This is a genomic window from Nocardia vulneris (assembly GCF_001613425.1).
Taxonomy (GTDB): domain Bacteria; phylum Actinomycetota; class Actinomycetes; order Mycobacteriales; family Mycobacteriaceae; genus Nocardia; species Nocardia vulneris.
In genome coordinates this window covers 82,035-99,045 of sequence record NZ_BDCI01000017.1, presented here as the reverse complement: position 1 = coordinate 99,045, position 17,011 = coordinate 82,035, and the positions used below count along the sequence as shown (strand labels likewise).

Here is a 17,011-nt window from a genome sequence, read left to right as displayed (position 1 = left end):
ATGCGCAGGCCCACTGAGATTCTCGGCACTGTATGCGCGGTGTCCGCGCTGCTGCTGGGTGCGTGCGGAACCGCGGAGCATGCGGTGGCCGATGCGCCGGACTACGCCGGCGTGCAGCCGATCCTGGACCGTGTGACCACTGCGGACGGTGCGCCGGGCGTGCTGCTCGGCGTGCGCGACGCGCACGGCCGGACCACGCTGACGAGCGGTGTCGCGAACCTCGCGACCGCCGCGCCCATGGACGGCGCGAGCCGGTTTCGCATCGGCAGCATGACCAAGACGTTCGTCGCCGCCGTGGTGCTGCAACTCGTGGGCGAAGGGCGGGTGGCACTCGATGCGCCGGTCGAGACGTACTTGCCCGGCATCGTCCGGGGCAACGGCAACAACGGACAGGACATCACGGTGCGCCAGCTGCTCCAGCACACCAGTGGGCTGCCCGACTATCTGGACCACATACCCCTCGAGCAGGTTCTGAAAGATCCGCTGCGACATTACGATCCGCTGGAACTGGTGCATATCGGCCTGGCTCATCCACCCCTGTTTCCGCCGGGATCGGACTGGTCGTACTCGAACACGAATTACGTGCTGGCGGGGATGATCATCGAGCGGGTCACCGGCCGGGCTCCCCGAGAAGCGGTCGAGCAGCGCATCATTCAGCCGCTCGGCCTCGATGACACGACCGTCCCCGGCGACGGGCCGGGCATTCCGGGCACACATCCGCGCGGTTACGGTCGGCACGGCAGCGCCGATCCCCTCGATCTGACCGAGCTGAATCCCTCGATCGCGAGTTCGGCCGGCGGGATGATCTCCAGCGCAGCGGATCTGAACAAGTTCCTCGATGCCCTCGTCAACGGTCAGCTGCTGCCCCCGCCCGAACGCGCCGCGATGACGACGACCCGGCCGCTCGGCAACTCCCACCACGACGCCTACGGCCTTGGCCTGCAAAGCACCCCGTTGCCCTGCGGTGGCCTGTACTGGGGCCACGACGGCGCCATCTTCGGCTCCCAAACCTTCGGTGCCACCACCACCGCCGGCCGCACCGTGACCGTCATGGCCAACCTCTACCCCGGCGAAACCGACGCCCAGGAAGCAGACATCCGCACCGCCCTCGAAACGGCCCTCTGCACGACCGTCCCCACCAAACCCCAACCCTGACCGGGCCCTGTTGCCAACTTTCGTATTACGGTATTACGGTTGTTGGGTAGGCAAAGGCGAAGGAGGACCGGTGACCAGCGTGGTGAACCCGCAGGAATACATCGACGACATGGCTCGGGAGCGCGGGTATGTGCTCGACTATCACAAGGTGATGGCCAAGCAGGACTTCGAGGTGCTGAAGGCGGCCAACGGGCTGGTCGGGGCGGCCTACCTGGACCAGCGGGAGCTGGACCGGCAGACGAAGGAACTCATCTTCATCGTCAGTCTCACGGTGCTGCGGGCCTCGAAAGGCCATATCCAGAGCCATATCCGGGTCGCGCTCGAGCTGGGCGTCACGCCGCGTGCGATCCTCGAGGCGATCGAGATCAGCTTGCCGGAAGCGGGCATCGTCGCCTTCCAGGCCGGCTTCGACGCCTGGCGCGAGGTGGTCGGCGCGGAGGGTCTGGAGCCGACGGTCGCGGTCTTCCAGGGCGGCACGGGTTCTTAGGAGAATGATCATGGCCGATACCGTGGCCTTCATCGGCTTGGGCACGATGGGTCTGCCGATGGTGCGCAACCTTGCGCGATCCGTGCCGGTGGCGGTGTACGACTCGAACCCGGACGCGGTCGCGGCGGCGGCGGGCACCGAGCACGTGACGCCGCTGGCCGGTCCGGGCGACGGTGTCGGCGCCGACGTCGTGATTCTCATGCTGCCCAACAGTTCGATCGTCGAGCGGGTGCTCGGTGATCCGGGCGATCCCGCGAGTTTCACCGGTCGCCTGAGGCCGGGCACGCTGGTCATCGACATGGGCTCCTCGGCGCCCAGGGCGACCCAGCAGTTGTCCGAGGGGTTGGCGCGGCGGGCGATCGCGCTGGTCGACGCGCCGGTGTCCGGCGGTCCACGCAAGGCCGCGACCGCCGAGCTGACGATCATGGCCGGTGGCCGCGCGCAGGACTATCGGCGGGCGCTTCCGCTGCTGCGCGCGATGGGCACCTCGGTGACTCATGTCGGCGCCGTCGGTTCGGCGCACGCGCTGAAGGCGCTCAACAATCTCCTGTCGGCGATCGGACTGGTCGGCGCGCTCGAAGTGCTCACCGTGGGAACCAAATTCGGCCTGGATCCGCGGATCATGCTCGACGTGATCAACCGGTCGACCGGACGGAACCAGTCCACGGAGGTCAAGATCGGGCCCGAGGTGCTGGACGGGCGCTTCCAGGTGGGCTTCTCCCTGCCGCTGACCGTCAAGGACATCACCACGGCCCTCGATCTGGCCACCTCGCTGGATCTGTCGCCGGAGGTGTCGCAAGCGTGCGTGCGGTTCTGCCAGGCCGCGCTCGCGGGCCTGGGCGACGGGAATCCGGACCAATCCGAGATGGCGCGCTATCTCGCGGACCTGACCGGCGTCGACCTGACCGAGCGTCCGGTATTACCGTGATACGCTCGGGGTTCGATGGAGGGAGGCCAGGTGACAGGGCAACGGGTCCAGCGGGTCGCCGCACCGCTGCGCGCGCAGGTGCTCGACGCGCTGCGCCAGGATATTTTGGCGGCGGAGGACTTCAAGCCGGGTGACCGGCTGATCGAGGCGCGGTTGTGCGCGCGATACGAGGTCTCCCGGACGGTCGTCCGGGAAGTGCTGCGCCAGTTGGAGTCCGAAGGACTCGTGACCATGCTGCCCAACCGCGGCCCGGTCGTCACCGAGTTGACGGCCTTCGACGCCAAGGCGTTGTACGAGGTGCGCGGAGCGCTGGAAGGTCTGGCCGGGGCGCTGTTCGCCGAGCGGGCCACCCCGGAACAGCGCGAGCGGATGGGGCAGGTCGTAGACGAGCTCTCCCGTGCCTACGAGGGGGCCGATCTGGCCCGCCGCCTGGCGATGAAGGACGAGTTCTACGACGTCCTCATCGCCGGCGCGGTGAACCCGATCATCGATTCGACACTGCGCGGCATCCACGCGCGCGTGCAGATGCTGCGCGGACTCACCATGCAGACGCCGGGGCGCGGGCCCGAGACCGTCCGCGAGATCACCGCGATCTACGAGGCCGCCGCCCTGCGCGGTGATGCCGCGGCCGCTCGCGAGGCGTGTGAAGTCCATGTGCGCAATGCCGCGGCCACCGCGCTGCGCGAACTGGCCGCGCGACGGCAACGCGAAGTGCCCGCGGGCTGAGCCGAAAGCCCCTTGCTATCGGTCGTCGCTATCTGTCTACCGCGTCGGCCACCAGCCTGGCGGTGGCTTCGGGTGACTCGACGTGGAAGTGGTGACTGCCCAGATCGACGAGCACGATATCGATTCGGTCGCCGTAGCGATCGATGGCTTCCTGGGCGATGATCGAACGCACCGCGAACAGCGTGATCGGTTGTTCGGCCGCGCGTAGTGCCGCGTCCATGTCCCAGGCCAGCAAGCCCTCGAGGGCGTGCAGACCTGCCGGTTGCCGCACCGCCGACATCTTGGCGACGTAGCTGTCCTGCACCGCGGGATCGGTGCCGTCCGGCGAGCCGGCCGCCACCATGCCCACCATCGCCGCGGCGAAATCGGCACGGAACGGCTGCATTACGGCGGCGGCCTGTTCGTCGTCCTGTGCGGGAAACAGCGAAAGGTAATGCAGGGCTTCGAGAGCGATCACCCGCGAGACCGAATTCGGCAGTAGCCGTGCGGTTTCCACCGCCACCGCGCCGCCGAGCGAGTGTCCGACCACGACGCAGTCGTGCACCGACAGCGCCGCCAGCACGGCGGCGACATCGCGGGCGAACTCTTCGATGGTCCACACGTCACGGGTGGACCGGGATTCGCCGTGCTCGGCGAGGTCGATCGCCAGGACGCGCAGGTGGCCGGGGAGGAATTCGGTGATCTTGTCGAAATCCGAACGGTCACAACCCCATCCGTGGATGAAAGCAATCGTCGGGCCGTCGTCCGGGCCGGTCACCGTGTACCGGATCGTCGTATCGTCGCGGCGGTGGATCTCGGCGCGTACGGCAACAGGATTCGTCATCTCGTTCTTTCGTTCTCGGTGCGTGGATCTACAGGGCACGGTGGTATCGCTGCGGCCAGGCTGTTCGATCGTGCGGACGGCCGCGCAGCGCGAGATACGGATCGCGCAGCAGCGCGCGTCCCATCAGCACCGCCTCCGCGCGGCCGGTCGCGATGATCTCGCCGGCCAGCGCCAGATCGGCGATCTGTCCGACCGGGGCGACCGCTAGTCCGGACGCTTGCTGCAATGCGTGCGCGAAGGCGACGTTGACGCCGTCGTCCGCGGGCGGTCGCGCCTGCAGGTCGCGCACCAGCACGCCGGAGGTGACGTCGAGCAGGTCGATGCCCACCACCGCCAGTTCCTTGGCGAACGCGGTCGCCTCGTCGACGGAGATACCGCCCTCGATCCAGTCGGTAGCGGTGATGCGGACGAAGACGGGCTTGTCGGCGGGAAAGGCGGCCCGCACTGCGCGCGCGACCCGAAGCGGCAGTCGCATCCGGTTCGCCAGGCTGCCGCCGTATTCGTCGGTTCGCTGATTCGACAGCGGAGACAGGAATTGGTGCAGGATATAGCCGTGCGAGGCGTGGATCTCCACGACCTGGTACCCCGCCCGATCGGCCATCCGCGCCGCTCGAGCGAACGCCTCGACCACCTCGTCGATCTCGGCGGGCTCGGCTTCGCGCGGCATACTCAGGTCGCCGAACGGAATCGGCGACGGCGCGATCAGTTCCCAGCCACCCTCGGCCACGCCCACCGGGCCGTTCTGCCCCTCGCCGTCCCAGGGCACGCGGTGCGAGCCCTTCCGGCCCGCGGCCAGGAGCTGGATGCCGGGTATCGCGCCGCGTTCGGCGATGAACGAAGTCAGCCGCCGGTGTGCGGCCGCCTGCTCCTCGTTCCAGATGCCGAGATCCGCGGCGGTGGTGCGATGCAGCGGTCCCACGGCCGCGGACTCGACCATGATCAAACCGACGCCGCCGACGGCCCGTGCGCCGTAATGCACCAGGTGCCAGTCGGTGGGTTTGCCGTCCGCCCCGGCGGCGTACTGGGCCATCGGGGACATCCACAGCCGGTTGGGGATCGTGACTTCCCGGAGTCGCAGCGGGCGTAACTCCACCTCGGATCGCGTTCCGGACACTATCGAACTCACTTCGTGACGGCCTTCCTTCTCGTCTTCACGGTACTGCACGCCTTGACCAACAGTATGACGGTATTACGATAATCCCGACTGTGTGTGATGGTCGTCACGTCTCTGCCCGGAGCGCCCGGCCCGCCTTCCGACCGCCGGAGCCGGATTCCCCTACGCGACGGCCGAGATCAGCCGGCTGATCTCGGCCGCGGCCGCGGTCACCAGTGGCGCGAAAGTCTTCTCCCGGGTCCGGTTGTAGCGCATCTGCGGCACCGGCAGGGTGAGTCCGGCGATGGGGTGACCGGCCGCGTCCGTGATGGCCGCGCCGATCGAGGCCACGTGCGGGCGGTACCACGACGACGAACCATGCAGTGCGTACCCGCGTTTCGCGGTCTCGGCGATCTCCCGCCGGATTTCCGCGGCGGGCGCCACCTGGGCCTCGGCGAATTCCGTCAGCTCGGGCCGGAGCAGATCGTCGATCTCGCCGTCGTCGAGCAACGCCATGATCGCGACACCCGCCGAGGTCGCGCGCAGCGGCACTCGCGCGCCGATCTCTTGGAATACCCGCACGGGTTGGGTCGTGTCCTCGCGGGCCACGATGACGTACTCGTCGCCGTCGCGCACGCCGAGGAGCACGGTTTCGTCCGTTTCGGCGGCGAGTCGTTTGACGATGGGCGCGGCCACTTTCCGGAGATCCTGTTCGCCGGCACTGCGCAGCCCGAGGGTCAGGACCTTCGTCGTGACGCCCCAGCGGGCACGTTCGGGGTCCACGATTTTCAGCCAGCCGGCCTGCTGCAGCGTCACCAGGCACCGCTGCACGGAACTCTTCGGGATCTGCGTCGCACGGGCGAGTTCGGACACCCCGACGGGCTGGCGCTGCGCCACTTCTTCGAAGACGCGCAGGGTGCTGAGCACGCTGTTCATCGTCCGGACACTGCTGTTCGGCACGTCCTGTGCGGGGGCGTCGCGGGGGCCTTCGGTGCTGTCCATGGTGGGTGAGCGTACCAAGGGGCGCTCCACCGTTCCTCCTGTCGGCACGGTTTACGTGGACCGCAATCCGGTCTACGATGCGAAACGACGTACCACATTGAGGAACGGAGCGGCATGAAGCTGACGATGGTGGGGGCGTCGTCCCCGGGGCGTCGTGCGGCGAAAGCCGCAGCACCACACCAAGTTGGAGGAACCGTGACCGAGCAGCAGCCGTGGGAATGGGATGAGGCGGCCTGGCGTGGCCATGTCGACAAGGTGCGCGCCGGGCGCGTATTACGCCCGCGATCGTGGCCCGGCGGCGCGAAAGTAGCGGTGGCGCTGTCGTTCGACTCCGATCACGAGACGATTCCGCTGCGCGACGGAGAAGTGCTGCCGGGCAAGCTGTCTCAGGGCGAGTACGGGGCCCGCGTCGGGGTGCCCCGAGTTCTGCGGCTGCTCGAGCGGTTCGCCGCACCGTCGACCTTTTTCATGCCCGGTGTTTCGGCGCTGCTGCACGACGGTGAGGCGAAGTCCTATGTGTCCGCCGGGCACGAGGTCGCGCTGCACGGTTGGATCCACGAGCGCAACACGCAGCTGCCGCCCGGTGTCGAGCGCGAACTCGCGTTCCGGGCTGCGGACACGCTCGAACGGCTCACCGGTGTACGCCCGGTCGGCATTCGGACGCCGTCGTGGGATTTCTCCGCCCACTCGTTGCAGATCATCCGTGACCTGGGCCTGACCTACGACTCGTCGCTGATGGCGGACGACGACTGCTACGAGATCCTCGCCGACGGAGAACCCACCGGCATCGTCGAACTGCCCGTCGAATGGATTCGGGACGACCTGGCGTACTTCACGATGGACCGCTTCACCGCCCTGCGGCCCTATACGACACCCCGTGGGGTGCTGTCGATCTGGCGCGACGAGTTCGATATCGCCTACGCGGAGGGCGGCGTCTTCCAGCTCACCATGCACCCCCACTGCATCGGGCACCGGTCCCGTATCGCGGTCCTGGCGGAGTTGCTCGAATACATCACCGCACACGAGGGCGTCTGGTTCGCCACGCACGCCCAGATCGCCGACCACGTACTGAGCTGAAAGAGCTTGCCATCATGACAGATATCCACACCCGCATCCGTAATTCGTTCCAGGACAACCTGGACTCGGTCGTCGAGTTGTCGCATCGCATCAACGCTCATCCCGAACTGGCCTTCGAAGAGCACGAGACGTCGGCGGCGATCGTCGCCGCGCTCGTGAACGGCGGACAATTCACCGTGGAGAAGGGCGTGGCCGAGCTGCCGACGGCGTTCGTCGCCTCGACCGGCTCGGGCGAACTGGCGTTCGGCATCTGCGCGGAAATGGACGCGCTGCCCGATATCGGCCACGGCTGCGGGCACAACGTGATCGCCGCGGCGGCGGTGGGCGCCGCGCTCGCGCTGGCCCCCTACGCCGACGAACTCGGACTCACCGTGCGTGTGTTCGGCACGCCCGCCGAGGAGCAGGGCACCGGCAAGGAAATCATGGTCGACCGTGGCGTTTTCGACGATACGCACGCGGCCATGATGGTGCATCCGACGCTGAAGAACGTCGTGGTTCCGCAGCTGCGCGCCTCGCGTTCCTGGCGGGTGACCTATACCGGTCGTGGCGGGCACGCGTCGCGGCCGTGGAGTTCGTGGAACGCGGGCGATGCGACCGTCGTGGCGCAGACCGCGATCGGTCTGCTGCGCCAGCAACTGCGCGACGGCATCAGGGTGCATCACGTGGTCAAGGAAGCGGGCAAGGCCGTGAACGTCATCCCGGACCGCGCGGTGGTCGACTGCATGATCCGGTGCGACACCATCGCGGAGGTCGACGAGGTGTGGCAGCGGGTGCGCCCGTGCTTCGACGCGGGCGCCATCGCCACCGGCACCGCCGTCGAGTACACGTCCTTGCCGTCGATCTACCGGGAGTTCCGGCACGATCCCGACCTGGCTCCCGCGTTCGAGCGAAACGCGCAGGCGATCGGACGGACCTTCCCCGACTACCCCGACAAGATGTTCGGTTCGACCGACATGGGCAATGTGTCGCTGCGCATTCCGGCGATCCATCCGATGCTCGCCTTCGATCTGCCGCCGGAGGACGGCAATCACACGGCCGCGTTCGCCGTGGCGGCGGGCGGTCCCGAAGGCGACCGGTTCGTCCGGGACGCGGGGCTGGCCATGGCGCTCACCATTGCCGATATCGCGCAATCGGAATCGGTGCGCGCCCGGCTGATCGCCCGACGCTAGCGGGCGCGCTCGAGGATCTCGGCGAGCCGGATCGTGTCGCGCAGGTAGCGCTCGTAGGGAAAGCCCGCCGCGAGCAGGCCGTTGCGCAGTTCGTCGTAGAGCGGTCTACCGCTCGCGTGGAAGGCGTTGCGGCCTGCCTCGGTGGTGCTGACCAGTCGTCGTCGCCCGTGTTCGGGGTCGGGGGTGATCCGGATCAGCCCGGCTGCCTCCAGCGGGCGCAGGGCCCGGCTGATCGCCGGGTCGGACACCGAAAGCGCTTGCGCCAGTTGGTGCTGGGTCATCGGCTCGTTCTCTTCGAGGGTGCCGAGCAGCCGCATCTGGCTGTAGCTCAACCCGCCGGAACTGTCCACCCGCCGTCGCGTGGCTTCGCCGAGCAGGAACACCACGCGATGCAGTAGATCGCCGAGTCCATCGTCCATGGGGCGAGTTTACCAGTATCTTTACTGGTTAATATTAACCTCACAATTCTCGGGTGTCGATTCGCCGTGCGTGCTCGACGTCACCCGACGGTGCGGAAGCCCGCGTTGCCCATGGTGGCGTCGGGCATGTTCGAGGAGCGGGCGGCAGTGCGATACCTGGAGCAGTAGCTGTCGTGGCAGAGGTACGAACCGCCGCGCAGTACCCGTGACTGTCCGGCGGACGCGCCTTGCGGATCGCGCACGTGCCCCGTTCGGGCGTCGTGCCCATAGGTGTTCGGGGAGAACCGATCCGAGCACCACTCCCAGACATTGCCTGCCATCTGCCACAGTCCGTACCCGTTGGGCCGGTACGAGCGCACCGGCGCGGTGGTCAGATATCCGTCCTCCTGTGTGTTGTCGGTCGGGAACGTGCCCTGCCAGATGTTCGCGCGCCACTCGCCGCCGGCGCCCGGGGCCTCGTCGCCCCACGGATAGCGGGCCCCGGGCAGGCCGCCGCGCGCGGCGAATTCCCACTCCGCCTCGGTCGGGAGACGCCGTCCGGCCCACTCGCAATAGGCGACGGCGTCGAACCAGGACACCTGCACGACCGGGTGCTCGGCCCGGTCCGCGATGCTCGAATGCCGTCCCTCCGGATGCCGCCAGTCGGCGCCCCGCACATCGATCCACCACGGTGCCCGCGGATCACTCCCGAGGAGATCGCCCGGCTCGGCGGCCAGGACGAGGTGGAACACGGGGGAGCAGCCGAATCTTTCTGCGTCACTTACATATCCGGTCTCTTCCACGAAGGTCGCGAACGCGGCATTTGTGACGGTGGTCGTATCGATCGTGAACGGCGAGAGTGCCACGGTGTGTACGGGTGTCTCGCCGTCGGCGTGGAATCCGTCGCGGTGCGCATCGCCCATCTCGAAGATCCCGCCGGGCACGTGTGCCTGTTCGATCGGGTGCCGTGCGGAACTCATCCGGCCGCCGCGGTTCGGGCCCGTTCGGCCAGCAGGGCGCGTTGCCGTTCGACGTCACGCGGATAGGTGCGATAGAGCAGGGTGCAGAACGCGGCGTTGACGAGCATGAGAATGCCTGGGATCCACAGCATCACCCCGCGCAGGCCGATCACGTCGGTGAGCAGTCCGGCGGCGAGGTTGAACAGCGCGTAGGCGAGGGCCTCGAACACCGAGAGCAGCAATGCGAATGCGGCACCGCGCATTTCGGGCGGCACGACCGCGGCCACAATGGGCCGGTTCACCCCTGGGTTGAGACCCTGCAAGAATCCGAGGACCGCCCAGAAGCCGGCGAAGATCTCGATGCCGCCCCAGTCGTGCTGAGTGCCGACCAGGGCGACGGCCCCGAAGCCGAGCTGGGCGAACTGCAGGACGATGATGCGCCCGGTCCGGGGCAGCCGGTTCTGCAGGAAGTCGGTGGCCACACTGCCGCCGAAGGTGCCGAACAGGTAGCCGACACCGAAGGGCAGGGTGACGATCGAAGCGACCGCGGTGGTGAAGCCATAGGTGTGCACGAGGAAGACGATGCCGAAGCTCGCGATCAGCAGGTGGCCGGAGATCAGCCGCTGGATCAGCATGAGGACGAACGTCGGAATCTGCAGCATCAAACGTACTTTGGCCCAGGTGATCTGGTTGTCGTCGGTGGGCGGCGCGGTGGATTCGCTGGCGCCGACGGCGGGGTCGGTGAAGAACACGGCCAGCAGCACGGCGGTCAGTATGGTGATGGCGCCCCAAGCGAAGAACCCGTAGCGCCAGCCGTCGGGCACCCGCGACAACTGCCCGATCAGCGGCCCGAGCAGCGAGCCGAGCAGTGAGATCACGCCCCAGGTGTAACCATTGGCGCGACCGCGGGATTCGTCGTCGAACAGGTCGGCGGTGATCTCGCTGGCGATCGGCAGCGCCGCGGCGATGAATACGGCCGACAGTCCGTACAGCAGGATGAGCTGGGTGTAGTTCTGCGCGAGACCGGTTGCGGCAGTGGCGATTCCGGCGAGACCGGAGGCGATCGCGAAGGCGATTTTGCGGTTCGTCCGGCGGGCCACCCACGCCCACAGCGGTCCGCAGACGACGCTGATGAACTTCCCGATCGAAGTCAGATAGCCGACCGCCGCCGCGGGGGCGGCGACCGCGGTGACGATGACCGGGGCGAGGGTGCTGAGCACGCTGGACTCGTTGTTGTCGGCCCAGAGCGGTGCGACGACGAGGGCGAGTTTGCGCCAGCGATGCGGAACGGGCGTAGCGGTGTGGGCCGGGGTCGCCGGCGCGACGGTGTCTGTCATGGTGTGCCTCTGGTGGAGTGGAGCGAAGGCCGCTCAGCTTGCGGCCAGTGCCCGATCGAGCTGAAAGAGAATTCGCCTGGTCAGCATCGGGCTGAAGTCGGCGAGGTCGAGCAGGGTGGCCGAGCCGGTCTGTGCGGCGATGTCGGCGATCGCCGGACCGAGCGCGGCCTCGACGATCGCGCGGGTGCTCGCGGCCGCGAGCAGATCGGTGATCGGTGTGTTCACGCCTGGGCGCCCGGTCGGAAAGTCCGCCGGGACCGGTAGCGGCGCAACGGCTTCCAGATAGTTCTGCAGTTGCGCACGAGCCAGTAGATGCCGCGAATCGGCAGGCCCGTCGAGCGGCAGGCCGAGCCGGGTGAACTGGGAGTCCGGCGCGTCGTTGGCCCGCATGAGTTCCAGCAGGAGCGTGACCATGCGCAATTCGAGATCGTCGTCGACGATCGGATTCTCTTGGTGCGGGTCGGTTTCCAGGTCGAACAGGGCGGTACCGAAGGTGAACGGATCGCCGACGGCGAAGCCGGGCATCCGCAGCACCGGGGCATTCTTGGTGAACGGGAGCGGGTCGACGAGCTGTGCGTTCGCCAATTCCGCCGGGGTGAAACGGGATGCCATGTGCGTGGGCATCAGGGTGTGCTCGAAAAGCGGCGCGTTGCCCGGTGCGGCCGGGGCGCGCAGATACACATACCGACCGTCGGTGACGTTGACGTGTCCGCCGAAGATCCCGAACAGCGCGCCGGTGCGGTGGGTGCCCGGTACCGGTTCGCGCAGCAACGGCAGCAGGGACCGCCCGCGCATGTCCGCGGTCGGTTCCAGGTCGAAGAAATCCAGCAGCGTAGGGCCGAAGTCGATCGTCTGGACCAGTTCCGGGCAGATGCCCGCCTGCGTGCGGGCCACCGGATCCCAGACGAACAGCGGCGTATGGATGTTCTCGTCGTACCAGGGCTGCACGTTCTTGCCCCACCAGCCGTGCTCACCGAGCAGGAAGCCGTGGTCGGTGCACACGATCAGCAGCGTGTCGTCCCACAGGTTCAGCTCGTCGAAGAGGTCGAGGACCCGGCCCAGCGACGCGTCGCACATGGTCAACAGCGCCGCGTACTCGGCCTGCGTGCGCTGCACGGTGTCCGAATCCTCGGTCGCCCGTTTGTAATCGGGCCACGCCGGGGCCTCGCCGGGGGTGTTCAGGGCAGGGTAGTGGCGCCGGTGTTCGCGGTGGGAGAAGTACGGCTCGTGCGGGTCGAAGCACTCGATCTGCAAGAACCACGCGTCCTCGGAACGATTGGCGCGGATGAACTCGAGCCCGGCGTGCACGGTCCGGATCTGGGGGTGATCGGCCGCTTCGGTCAGGTACTGCCGGTTCACCAGATCCTGCCGCCACAGGTGGTGGCGGACCCGGCGCGGGCTCTGCGGTTGCGGCGGATCGGCGACCTGACCTTTCCACGCGTCGCCTTCTTGTCCGCGGAAGAACTCGAAGGTGCGGAACCGGGTGTGGTAGGTCGCTCCGCCGTCCTCCCAGTAGTGCGGATGATCGGTGACGAGGTGCGGATATATCCCAGCGGCGGAAAGCATTTCGGGCACCGAATCGTCGAAGGGTTCCAGCGGGCCCCAGGATCGGTGCAGGAAGTTGTGGCGGCCGGTGTGCATCTCCCGGCGGGCGGGCATGCACGGCATCGAACCGCCGTAGCAGTGCTCGAACCGCACGGTGTGGGCGGCGAGCCGGGTGAAGTTCGGGGCGTGCACCCAGTCCGCGCCGTAGGGCGGTAGGAACCGGAGGTTGAGACTGTCGAACAACATCAGAACCGCGCGCATCAGCTGCTCGCCTTCGAACGGCCGGAGCGCTCGGTCGCCGCGGCATCGGCGCGGGCTTGCATCACCTCCTGTAACTGCTCGAGCCACGCGATCCATGCGTCGATCTGCCGCTCGCCCTGGTGCCGGATCTGATGGGCGATGAAATCCAGTGCCTCGGCATCGATGTCGGCGCGGTCGGCGTCGGTCTCGGTGTCGTACGGGCGGTTTCGGTTGAGCCGCACCTGTTCCCGTCGCGCAGCCAGTTCTTCGCGCACGAGGTCGAGCATGCCGGGTTCGCGCAGCATCATGCCGACGCGGAGCCGGAATGCGAACTCGGGGTCCTGGAATCGGCGTGGCGGTACGTACGAGGAACGCACCCAGTGCCGTAGCCGTTGCATCCCGGCCTCGGTGACGGTGTAGATCTTCGCGTCCGGTCCGCCGTCGCGGGGATCGGTCCGCGACTCGACCGAGCCTTCGGCCTGCATCCGGTTCAGTTCGCGGTAGATCTGGCTGCCATGGCGGTCGAGGCCGACGAACTTGCCTTCCACCTCGCACCACCGCTTGATGTCGTAGCCGCTCATGGCCCGGGCTGCCACCAGACCCAGGAGCGGGAATTCGAGCTTCATCGCGCCCTCTCTGACTTAGGTGCTTTTGCATCTAGGTGCAAAAGCATATAGCGCCGTCGGTGGGTGCGCTACCGGAAGACGTTGGTGTGAAGGCGATTTCGGGCGTGTCGGCGAAAAGTCGAACTCTCGGCGTGTCTCGGCGACCTTGTCCTGCGGCAGCCGCGCGTCTGCGGCGGCTCGAATGCCGATGGCACCGATTCCGCCGCTGATCACGACCGGGCTGTTCAGACCCGCAGGCTGCCGACCTCCGGTGCGGAGTTGCTCGACGGGCCTGTGGCGGTTGCGGTTTCGTTGGTAGCAAGTCGCTGCGAGTACCAGGCGAGGGCGATCAGCACCCCCGGGAAGAGCAGGTCGCAGACCAGGACGCCGCCGGTGTTGCCCGGGGCGTGGTCGCCGTGTGCGAACCACTGGTAGACGTGGCCGATCAACGCGCCCCACAAGAACATTCCGGCGCCGAGGCCGACGGTGATGCGTTCGCGGGCAGTGGCCGAGGGCGAGGCCGCGCGGAAGGCCATCACGGCGAGTCCGAGGTTGGCGAAGGCGATTTCGAACTGGAACGGTGTGGCGGCGAAGCCGATGGTCGTCGCCATCTTTTCCGGGATGGTCAGGAACGCGACCGTCATCCACAGGCTGCCGCAGCCCAGGGCCGCGACGGCCCACCACCGCTGCCAGGTCTCCAGTGTGGCCTGCCGGGAGGTGCTGTGCCGAGTCCGGACGACGGCGCCGACGACCGCGATGAGCGGCCAGATCAGGGGGAAGGCGGTCTGCGTGAGGTAAGTCGGTGTGCTCATACGAAGAGTCTTGCATAGTTAATATTAACCGCGCAAGACTTGGCGAGAATCCACCCCGTCGGGTGGTAGTGGTGCCGTTCGGGATTGCCGACAATGGTGGGTGGTCTTGCGGTAGGGAGTCGGTCATGGACGAGCGGTCACCGAATCGGTGGATGGTAAAGACGGTTCGCCGGGTGACGGGCCGAGGGCCCGTCGTCGCGGTCGAAAGCGCTGCGAGACAGCGCGCGGCCGCGCCGATCGCGGTAGCGCCGGGCCGGCTGCCGGTGCTGGGGCACCTGGTGCCGCTGATGCGAGATCCGTTGGGGTTCATGACTTCTCTGCCTGCGCACGGTGACCTGGTCGGGATCGGACTGGGACCGATGACGGCGGTGGTGATCTGCGATCTCGAACTGACCAGGCAGGTGCTGCGTCAGGACCGCATCTTCGACAAGGGCGGACCGCTGTTCGACAGCGGACGCGAGCTGGTCGGGGAGGGCCTGGCGACGTGCCCGCACGCGAAGCATCGCCGGCAACGCCGGCTGCTGCAACCCGCGTTCCATGCCAAGCGCCTCACCGGGTACACACCCGTGATGGCCCAGAAGATCGCCGAGCTGGTCGACTCCTGGCCGGACGGGCAGGTCGTCGATGTGAAAGCCGAACTGCACACCTTCGCCGCCCGCGTGATCGCGGCGACGCTGTTCGATCAGGCGATCTCGGAGGCGACCCAGGCACGGCTCCTGCACGACGTCGAAGCGGTTTTCGCCGGTGCGATGCGGCACGCGATCGTGCCGGAGTGGATGCGCCGGTGGCCGATCGTGGGCAACCGGGCCTGCATCGACGCGGCGGCCGAGGCGCGGGCCATCCTCGGGGAGCTGGTGGCCGCGCGCCGCGCCGCGGGCGACGATCGCGGTGATCTGTTCTCGGCCTTGGTGTTTGCCCACGACAGTCAGGGCGGCGGGCAACTGACCGAAGGCGAGATCGTCGATCAGGTGCTCACATTCTTCTTCGCGGGCACCGACACCAGCGCCGCGACATTGGCCTGGGCGCTGATCCTGCTCGACCAGCACCCCGAGTTCGCCGCCCGCGTGCACGCCGAGGTCGACACCGTGCTGGCCGGCCGCCCCGCGGTCAGTGCGGACCTGCCGAGTCTGCAGTTCACCGGACAGGTGATCGACGAAGTCCTGCGCCTGCACCCGCCCGGCTGGCTGCAGACTCGCACGGTGACCGAGGACACCGAACTCGGCGGGTATTCGCTGGTCGCCGGCACCACCGTCATCTACAGCTCGTACCTGATCCAGCATCGAGCCGACCTGTACCCCGACCCCGAACGTTTCGACCCGGACCGCTTCGCGCCCGACCGCGGCACGCCACCCCCACGCGACGCGATGCTGCCGTTCGCGGCCGGCGCCCGCAAATGCATCGGCGACACCTTCGCCCTGGCCGAAGCCACCCTCGCATTGGCAACCATCGCCGCTCGATGGCAACTGCACACCGTCCCCGGCACCGACACCAGCCCCACCCTGGCCGTAGTGCCCCAACCGCGGCAGCTGCGAATGCAAGTCACCGCCCGCGCACCCCAAACCACCCGAACCACCAGTACCGCGTGAGCGGGCCAAGATAACTTTGGCTTTGGGCAAGCTCAGGTAGCCGAGGCGGGCAACGGGCGGGTCAGGGGTCGGGGAGGTGGGCGGTTGCTGCGGCGGCGCGCTCGGCCATTTCGCGCAGGTGCTGTGCGACCTCGGTGGGTTCGAGCAGGGTGTACGGCATCGGTAGGAGTGCGATGCTGTACGCGAGATACTGCGGTGTGTCGGGGAATGTGGTCAGCAGGCAACGGGATTCGTCGATGGATTCCAGTACGCCCTGCCGTGCCGCGAGCTGTGGACCGGCCTGCGCGATCGGTTGGTGCAGTAGCACCCGGGCGCGCACCGAGCCGGATTTGGCGGCCAGCGAACGGATCAACCAGGTTGCGGCGTCGAGGCCGCCCGGCAGGGACCGGGCCGGTACGCGGAGGCCGGTGCGGTGGATCGCGGTGACGCGGTCGAGGCGGAAGGTTCGCCAGTCGTCGCGGTCGCGGTCGAAACCGAGCAGGTACCAACGCCGTCCGGCCGCCACGACCTGGTGGGGTTCGGCGAACCGTTTCGTCGTCGTCCCGTCGGCTTTCGTATACGTGAAGCGGATCTTCTCGTGCGCGACACAGGCGCTCGCGAGCGCGGCCAGGATCTCTGGATCGGCGGTGGCCCCGCCGGTCGCCCCGGTCACGGCGGTCTGTGACACCGCGGTCACCCGGGTCCGCAACCGGCCGGGCAGCACCTGCTCCAGTTTGGCGAGCGCGCGAATCGACGCGTCGTCGATGCCGGTGACGGCCGCGGTCGTCGCCGCACGCATCCCGACCGCTATCGCGATGGCCTCTTCGTCGTCGAGCACCAGCGGCGGCATCGCCGTCCCCGCGGTGAGCCGGTAGCCGCCGGTGTTGCCGTGGCTGGCGTGCACCGGGTACCCGAGGTCCCGGAGCCGGTCCACGTCGCGCCGTATGGTGCGCACCGTCACGCCGAGCCGTTCGGCCAGCTCGCCGCCGGACCATTCGCGCGGCGACTGGAGCAGCGTCAGCAGTCGGAGCAGTCGACCGGAGGGATCACGCATGCCACGATTCTGTCCCGCTAAGAGGACACTGAACGT

Annotated in this window: 17 protein-coding genes; 7 read left to right on the top strand and 10 right to left on the bottom strand. The window is 67.9% G+C overall.

Annotated features, from left to right (window positions below; all coding sequences use genetic code 11):
- From NVU01S_RS18180 to NVU01S_RS18165, 4 genes are all read left to right on the top strand, one after another.
- Window positions 1–1,155, top strand: coding sequence for a serine hydrolase domain-containing protein (locus tag NVU01S_RS18180; protein ID WP_043670170.1), 1,155 nt, complete (start codon window positions 1–3; stop codon window positions 1,153–1,155).
- A gap of 70 nt (window positions 1,156–1,225) precedes the next feature.
- Window positions 1,226–1,642, top strand: a complete 417-nt coding sequence (locus NVU01S_RS18175; protein WP_244467234.1) for a carboxymuconolactone decarboxylase family protein — start codon at window positions 1,226–1,228, stop codon at window positions 1,640–1,642.
- Window positions 1,643–1,652: 10 nt separating this feature from the next.
- Window positions 1,653–2,570, top strand: coding sequence for an NAD(P)-dependent oxidoreductase (locus tag NVU01S_RS18170; RefSeq protein ID WP_043670377.1), 918 nt, complete (start codon window positions 1,653–1,655; stop codon window positions 2,568–2,570).
- A 30-nt stretch (window positions 2,571–2,600) separates the two neighbouring features.
- Window positions 2,601–3,296 carry a GntR family transcriptional regulator gene (locus NVU01S_RS18165; protein ID WP_244467233.1) on the top strand — a complete coding sequence of 232 codons (696 nt, stop codon included), beginning with the start codon at window positions 2,601–2,603 and terminating at the stop codon, window positions 3,294–3,296.
- A 28-nt stretch (window positions 3,297–3,324) separates the two neighbouring features.
- On the opposite strand, the gene NVU01S_RS18160 is transcribed toward NVU01S_RS18165, so the two are convergent.
- From NVU01S_RS18160 to NVU01S_RS18150, 3 genes are all read right to left on the bottom strand, one after another.
- Complete coding sequence (locus NVU01S_RS18160; RefSeq protein WP_043670164.1) at window positions 3,325–4,119, bottom strand: alpha/beta fold hydrolase; 795 nt, start codon at window positions 4,117–4,119, stop codon at window positions 3,325–3,327.
- 28 nt (window positions 4,120–4,147) lie between these two features.
- Window positions 4,148–5,245, bottom strand: a complete 1,098-nt coding sequence (locus NVU01S_RS18155) for an oxidoreductase (protein WP_218023630.1) — start codon at window positions 5,243–5,245, stop codon at window positions 4,148–4,150.
- 150 nt (window positions 5,246–5,395) lie between these two features.
- Complete coding sequence (locus tag NVU01S_RS18150) at window positions 5,396–6,214, bottom strand: IclR family transcriptional regulator (RefSeq protein ID WP_052280574.1); 819 nt, start codon at window positions 6,212–6,214, stop codon at window positions 5,396–5,398.
- Window positions 6,215–6,409: 195 nt separating this feature from the next.
- Here NVU01S_RS18150 and NVU01S_RS18145 point away from each other — a divergent pair, with 195 nt between their 5' ends.
- Together NVU01S_RS18145 and NVU01S_RS18140 are read left to right on the top strand one after the other, a co-directional pair.
- On the top strand, window positions 6,410–7,291 hold the full coding sequence (locus tag NVU01S_RS18145) for a polysaccharide deacetylase family protein (protein WP_043670158.1): 882 nt from the start codon (window positions 6,410–6,412) through the stop codon (window positions 7,289–7,291).
- 14 nt (window positions 7,292–7,305) lie between these two features.
- The gene (locus NVU01S_RS18140) at window positions 7,306–8,460 is read left to right on the top strand and encodes a M20 family metallopeptidase (RefSeq protein WP_043670155.1); all 1,155 of its coding nucleotides are present in this window, start codon (window positions 7,306–7,308) and stop codon (window positions 8,458–8,460) included.
- Here NVU01S_RS18140 and NVU01S_RS18135 read toward each other — a convergent pair.
- From NVU01S_RS18135 to NVU01S_RS18110, 6 genes are all read right to left on the bottom strand, one after another.
- Complete coding sequence (locus NVU01S_RS18135; RefSeq protein WP_043670152.1) at window positions 8,457–8,879, bottom strand: MarR family winged helix-turn-helix transcriptional regulator; 423 nt, start codon at window positions 8,877–8,879, stop codon at window positions 8,457–8,459. The two genes, NVU01S_RS18140 and NVU01S_RS18135, sit on opposite strands and share 4 nt — an antisense overlap.
- A gap of 80 nt (window positions 8,880–8,959) precedes the next feature.
- Window positions 8,960–9,838: a formylglycine-generating enzyme family protein gene (locus NVU01S_RS18130; protein WP_043670149.1), complete on the bottom strand. Its 879-nt coding sequence runs from the start codon at window positions 9,836–9,838 to the stop codon at window positions 8,960–8,962.
- Window positions 9,835–11,154 (bottom strand): MFS transporter, encoded by a 1,320-nt coding sequence (locus tag NVU01S_RS42520; RefSeq protein WP_052280573.1) that lies wholly within the window; start codon window positions 11,152–11,154, stop codon window positions 9,835–9,837. Before NVU01S_RS42520 ends, NVU01S_RS18130 begins: the two co-directional genes overlap by 4 nt.
- 33 nt (window positions 11,155–11,187) lie before the next feature.
- Window positions 11,188–12,960 carry a sulfatase gene (locus NVU01S_RS18120; RefSeq protein WP_043670147.1) on the bottom strand — a complete coding sequence of 591 codons (1,773 nt, stop codon included), beginning with the start codon at window positions 12,958–12,960 and terminating at the stop codon, window positions 11,188–11,190.
- Window positions 12,960–13,565 (bottom strand): PadR family transcriptional regulator, encoded by a 606-nt coding sequence (locus NVU01S_RS18115; RefSeq protein ID WP_052280572.1) that lies wholly within the window; start codon window positions 13,563–13,565, stop codon window positions 12,960–12,962. The genes NVU01S_RS18120 and NVU01S_RS18115 overlap by 1 nt, the downstream gene beginning before the upstream one ends.
- A gap of 224 nt (window positions 13,566–13,789) precedes the next feature.
- The gene (locus NVU01S_RS18110) at window positions 13,790–14,356 is read right to left on the bottom strand and encodes a DUF6790 family protein (RefSeq protein ID WP_043670143.1); all 567 of its coding nucleotides are present in this window, start codon (window positions 14,354–14,356) and stop codon (window positions 13,790–13,792) included.
- Window positions 14,357–14,529: 173 nt separating this feature from the next.
- On the opposite strand from NVU01S_RS18110, the gene NVU01S_RS18105 reads away from it, so the two are divergent.
- Complete coding sequence (locus tag NVU01S_RS18105) at window positions 14,530–15,942, top strand: cytochrome P450 (RefSeq protein ID WP_244896316.1); 1,413 nt, start codon at window positions 14,530–14,532, stop codon at window positions 15,940–15,942.
- 61 nt (window positions 15,943–16,003) lie between these two features.
- On the opposite strand, the gene NVU01S_RS18100 is transcribed toward NVU01S_RS18105, so the two are convergent.
- Window positions 16,004–16,975 (bottom strand): helix-turn-helix transcriptional regulator, encoded by a 972-nt coding sequence (locus NVU01S_RS18100; protein ID WP_043670140.1) that lies wholly within the window; start codon window positions 16,973–16,975, stop codon window positions 16,004–16,006.
- Between the last annotated feature and the right edge of the window lie 36 nt (window positions 16,976–17,011).

Coding starts and splice junctions, on each gene's coding strand:
- NVU01S_RS18180 (WP_043670170.1), top strand. CDS start 1: ATGCGCAGGCCCACTGAGATTCTCGGCACTGTATGCGCGGTGTCCGCG.
- NVU01S_RS18170 (WP_043670377.1), top strand. CDS start 1,653: ATGGCCGATACCGTGGCCTTCATCGGCTTGGGCACGATGGGTCTGCCG.
- NVU01S_RS18160 (WP_043670164.1), bottom strand. CDS start 4,119: ATGACGAATCCTGTTGCCGTACGCGCCGAGATCCACCGCCGCGACGAT.
- NVU01S_RS18150 (WP_052280574.1), bottom strand. CDS start 6,214: ATGGACAGCACCGAAGGCCCCCGCGACGCCCCCGCACAGGACGTGCCG.
- NVU01S_RS18140 (WP_043670155.1), top strand. CDS start 7,306: ATGACAGATATCCACACCCGCATCCGTAATTCGTTCCAGGACAACCTG.
- NVU01S_RS18135 (WP_043670152.1), bottom strand. CDS start 8,879: ATGGACGATGGACTCGGCGATCTACTGCATCGCGTGGTGTTCCTGCTC.
- NVU01S_RS18130 (WP_043670149.1), bottom strand. CDS start 9,838: ATGAGTTCCGCACGGCACCCGATCGAACAGGCACACGTGCCCGGCGGG.
- NVU01S_RS42520 (WP_052280573.1), bottom strand. CDS start 11,154: ATGACAGACACCGTCGCGCCGGCGACCCCGGCCCACACCGCTACGCCC.
- NVU01S_RS18120 (WP_043670147.1), bottom strand. CDS start 12,960: ATGCGCGCGGTTCTGATGTTGTTCGACAGTCTCAACCTCCGGTTCCTA.
- NVU01S_RS18115 (WP_052280572.1), bottom strand. CDS start 13,565: ATGAAGCTCGAATTCCCGCTCCTGGGTCTGGTGGCAGCCCGGGCCATG.
- NVU01S_RS18110 (WP_043670143.1), bottom strand. CDS start 14,356: ATGAGCACACCGACTTACCTCACGCAGACCGCCTTCCCCCTGATCTGG.
- NVU01S_RS18100 (WP_043670140.1), bottom strand. CDS start 16,975: ATGCGTGATCCCTCCGGTCGACTGCTCCGACTGCTGACGCTGCTCCAG.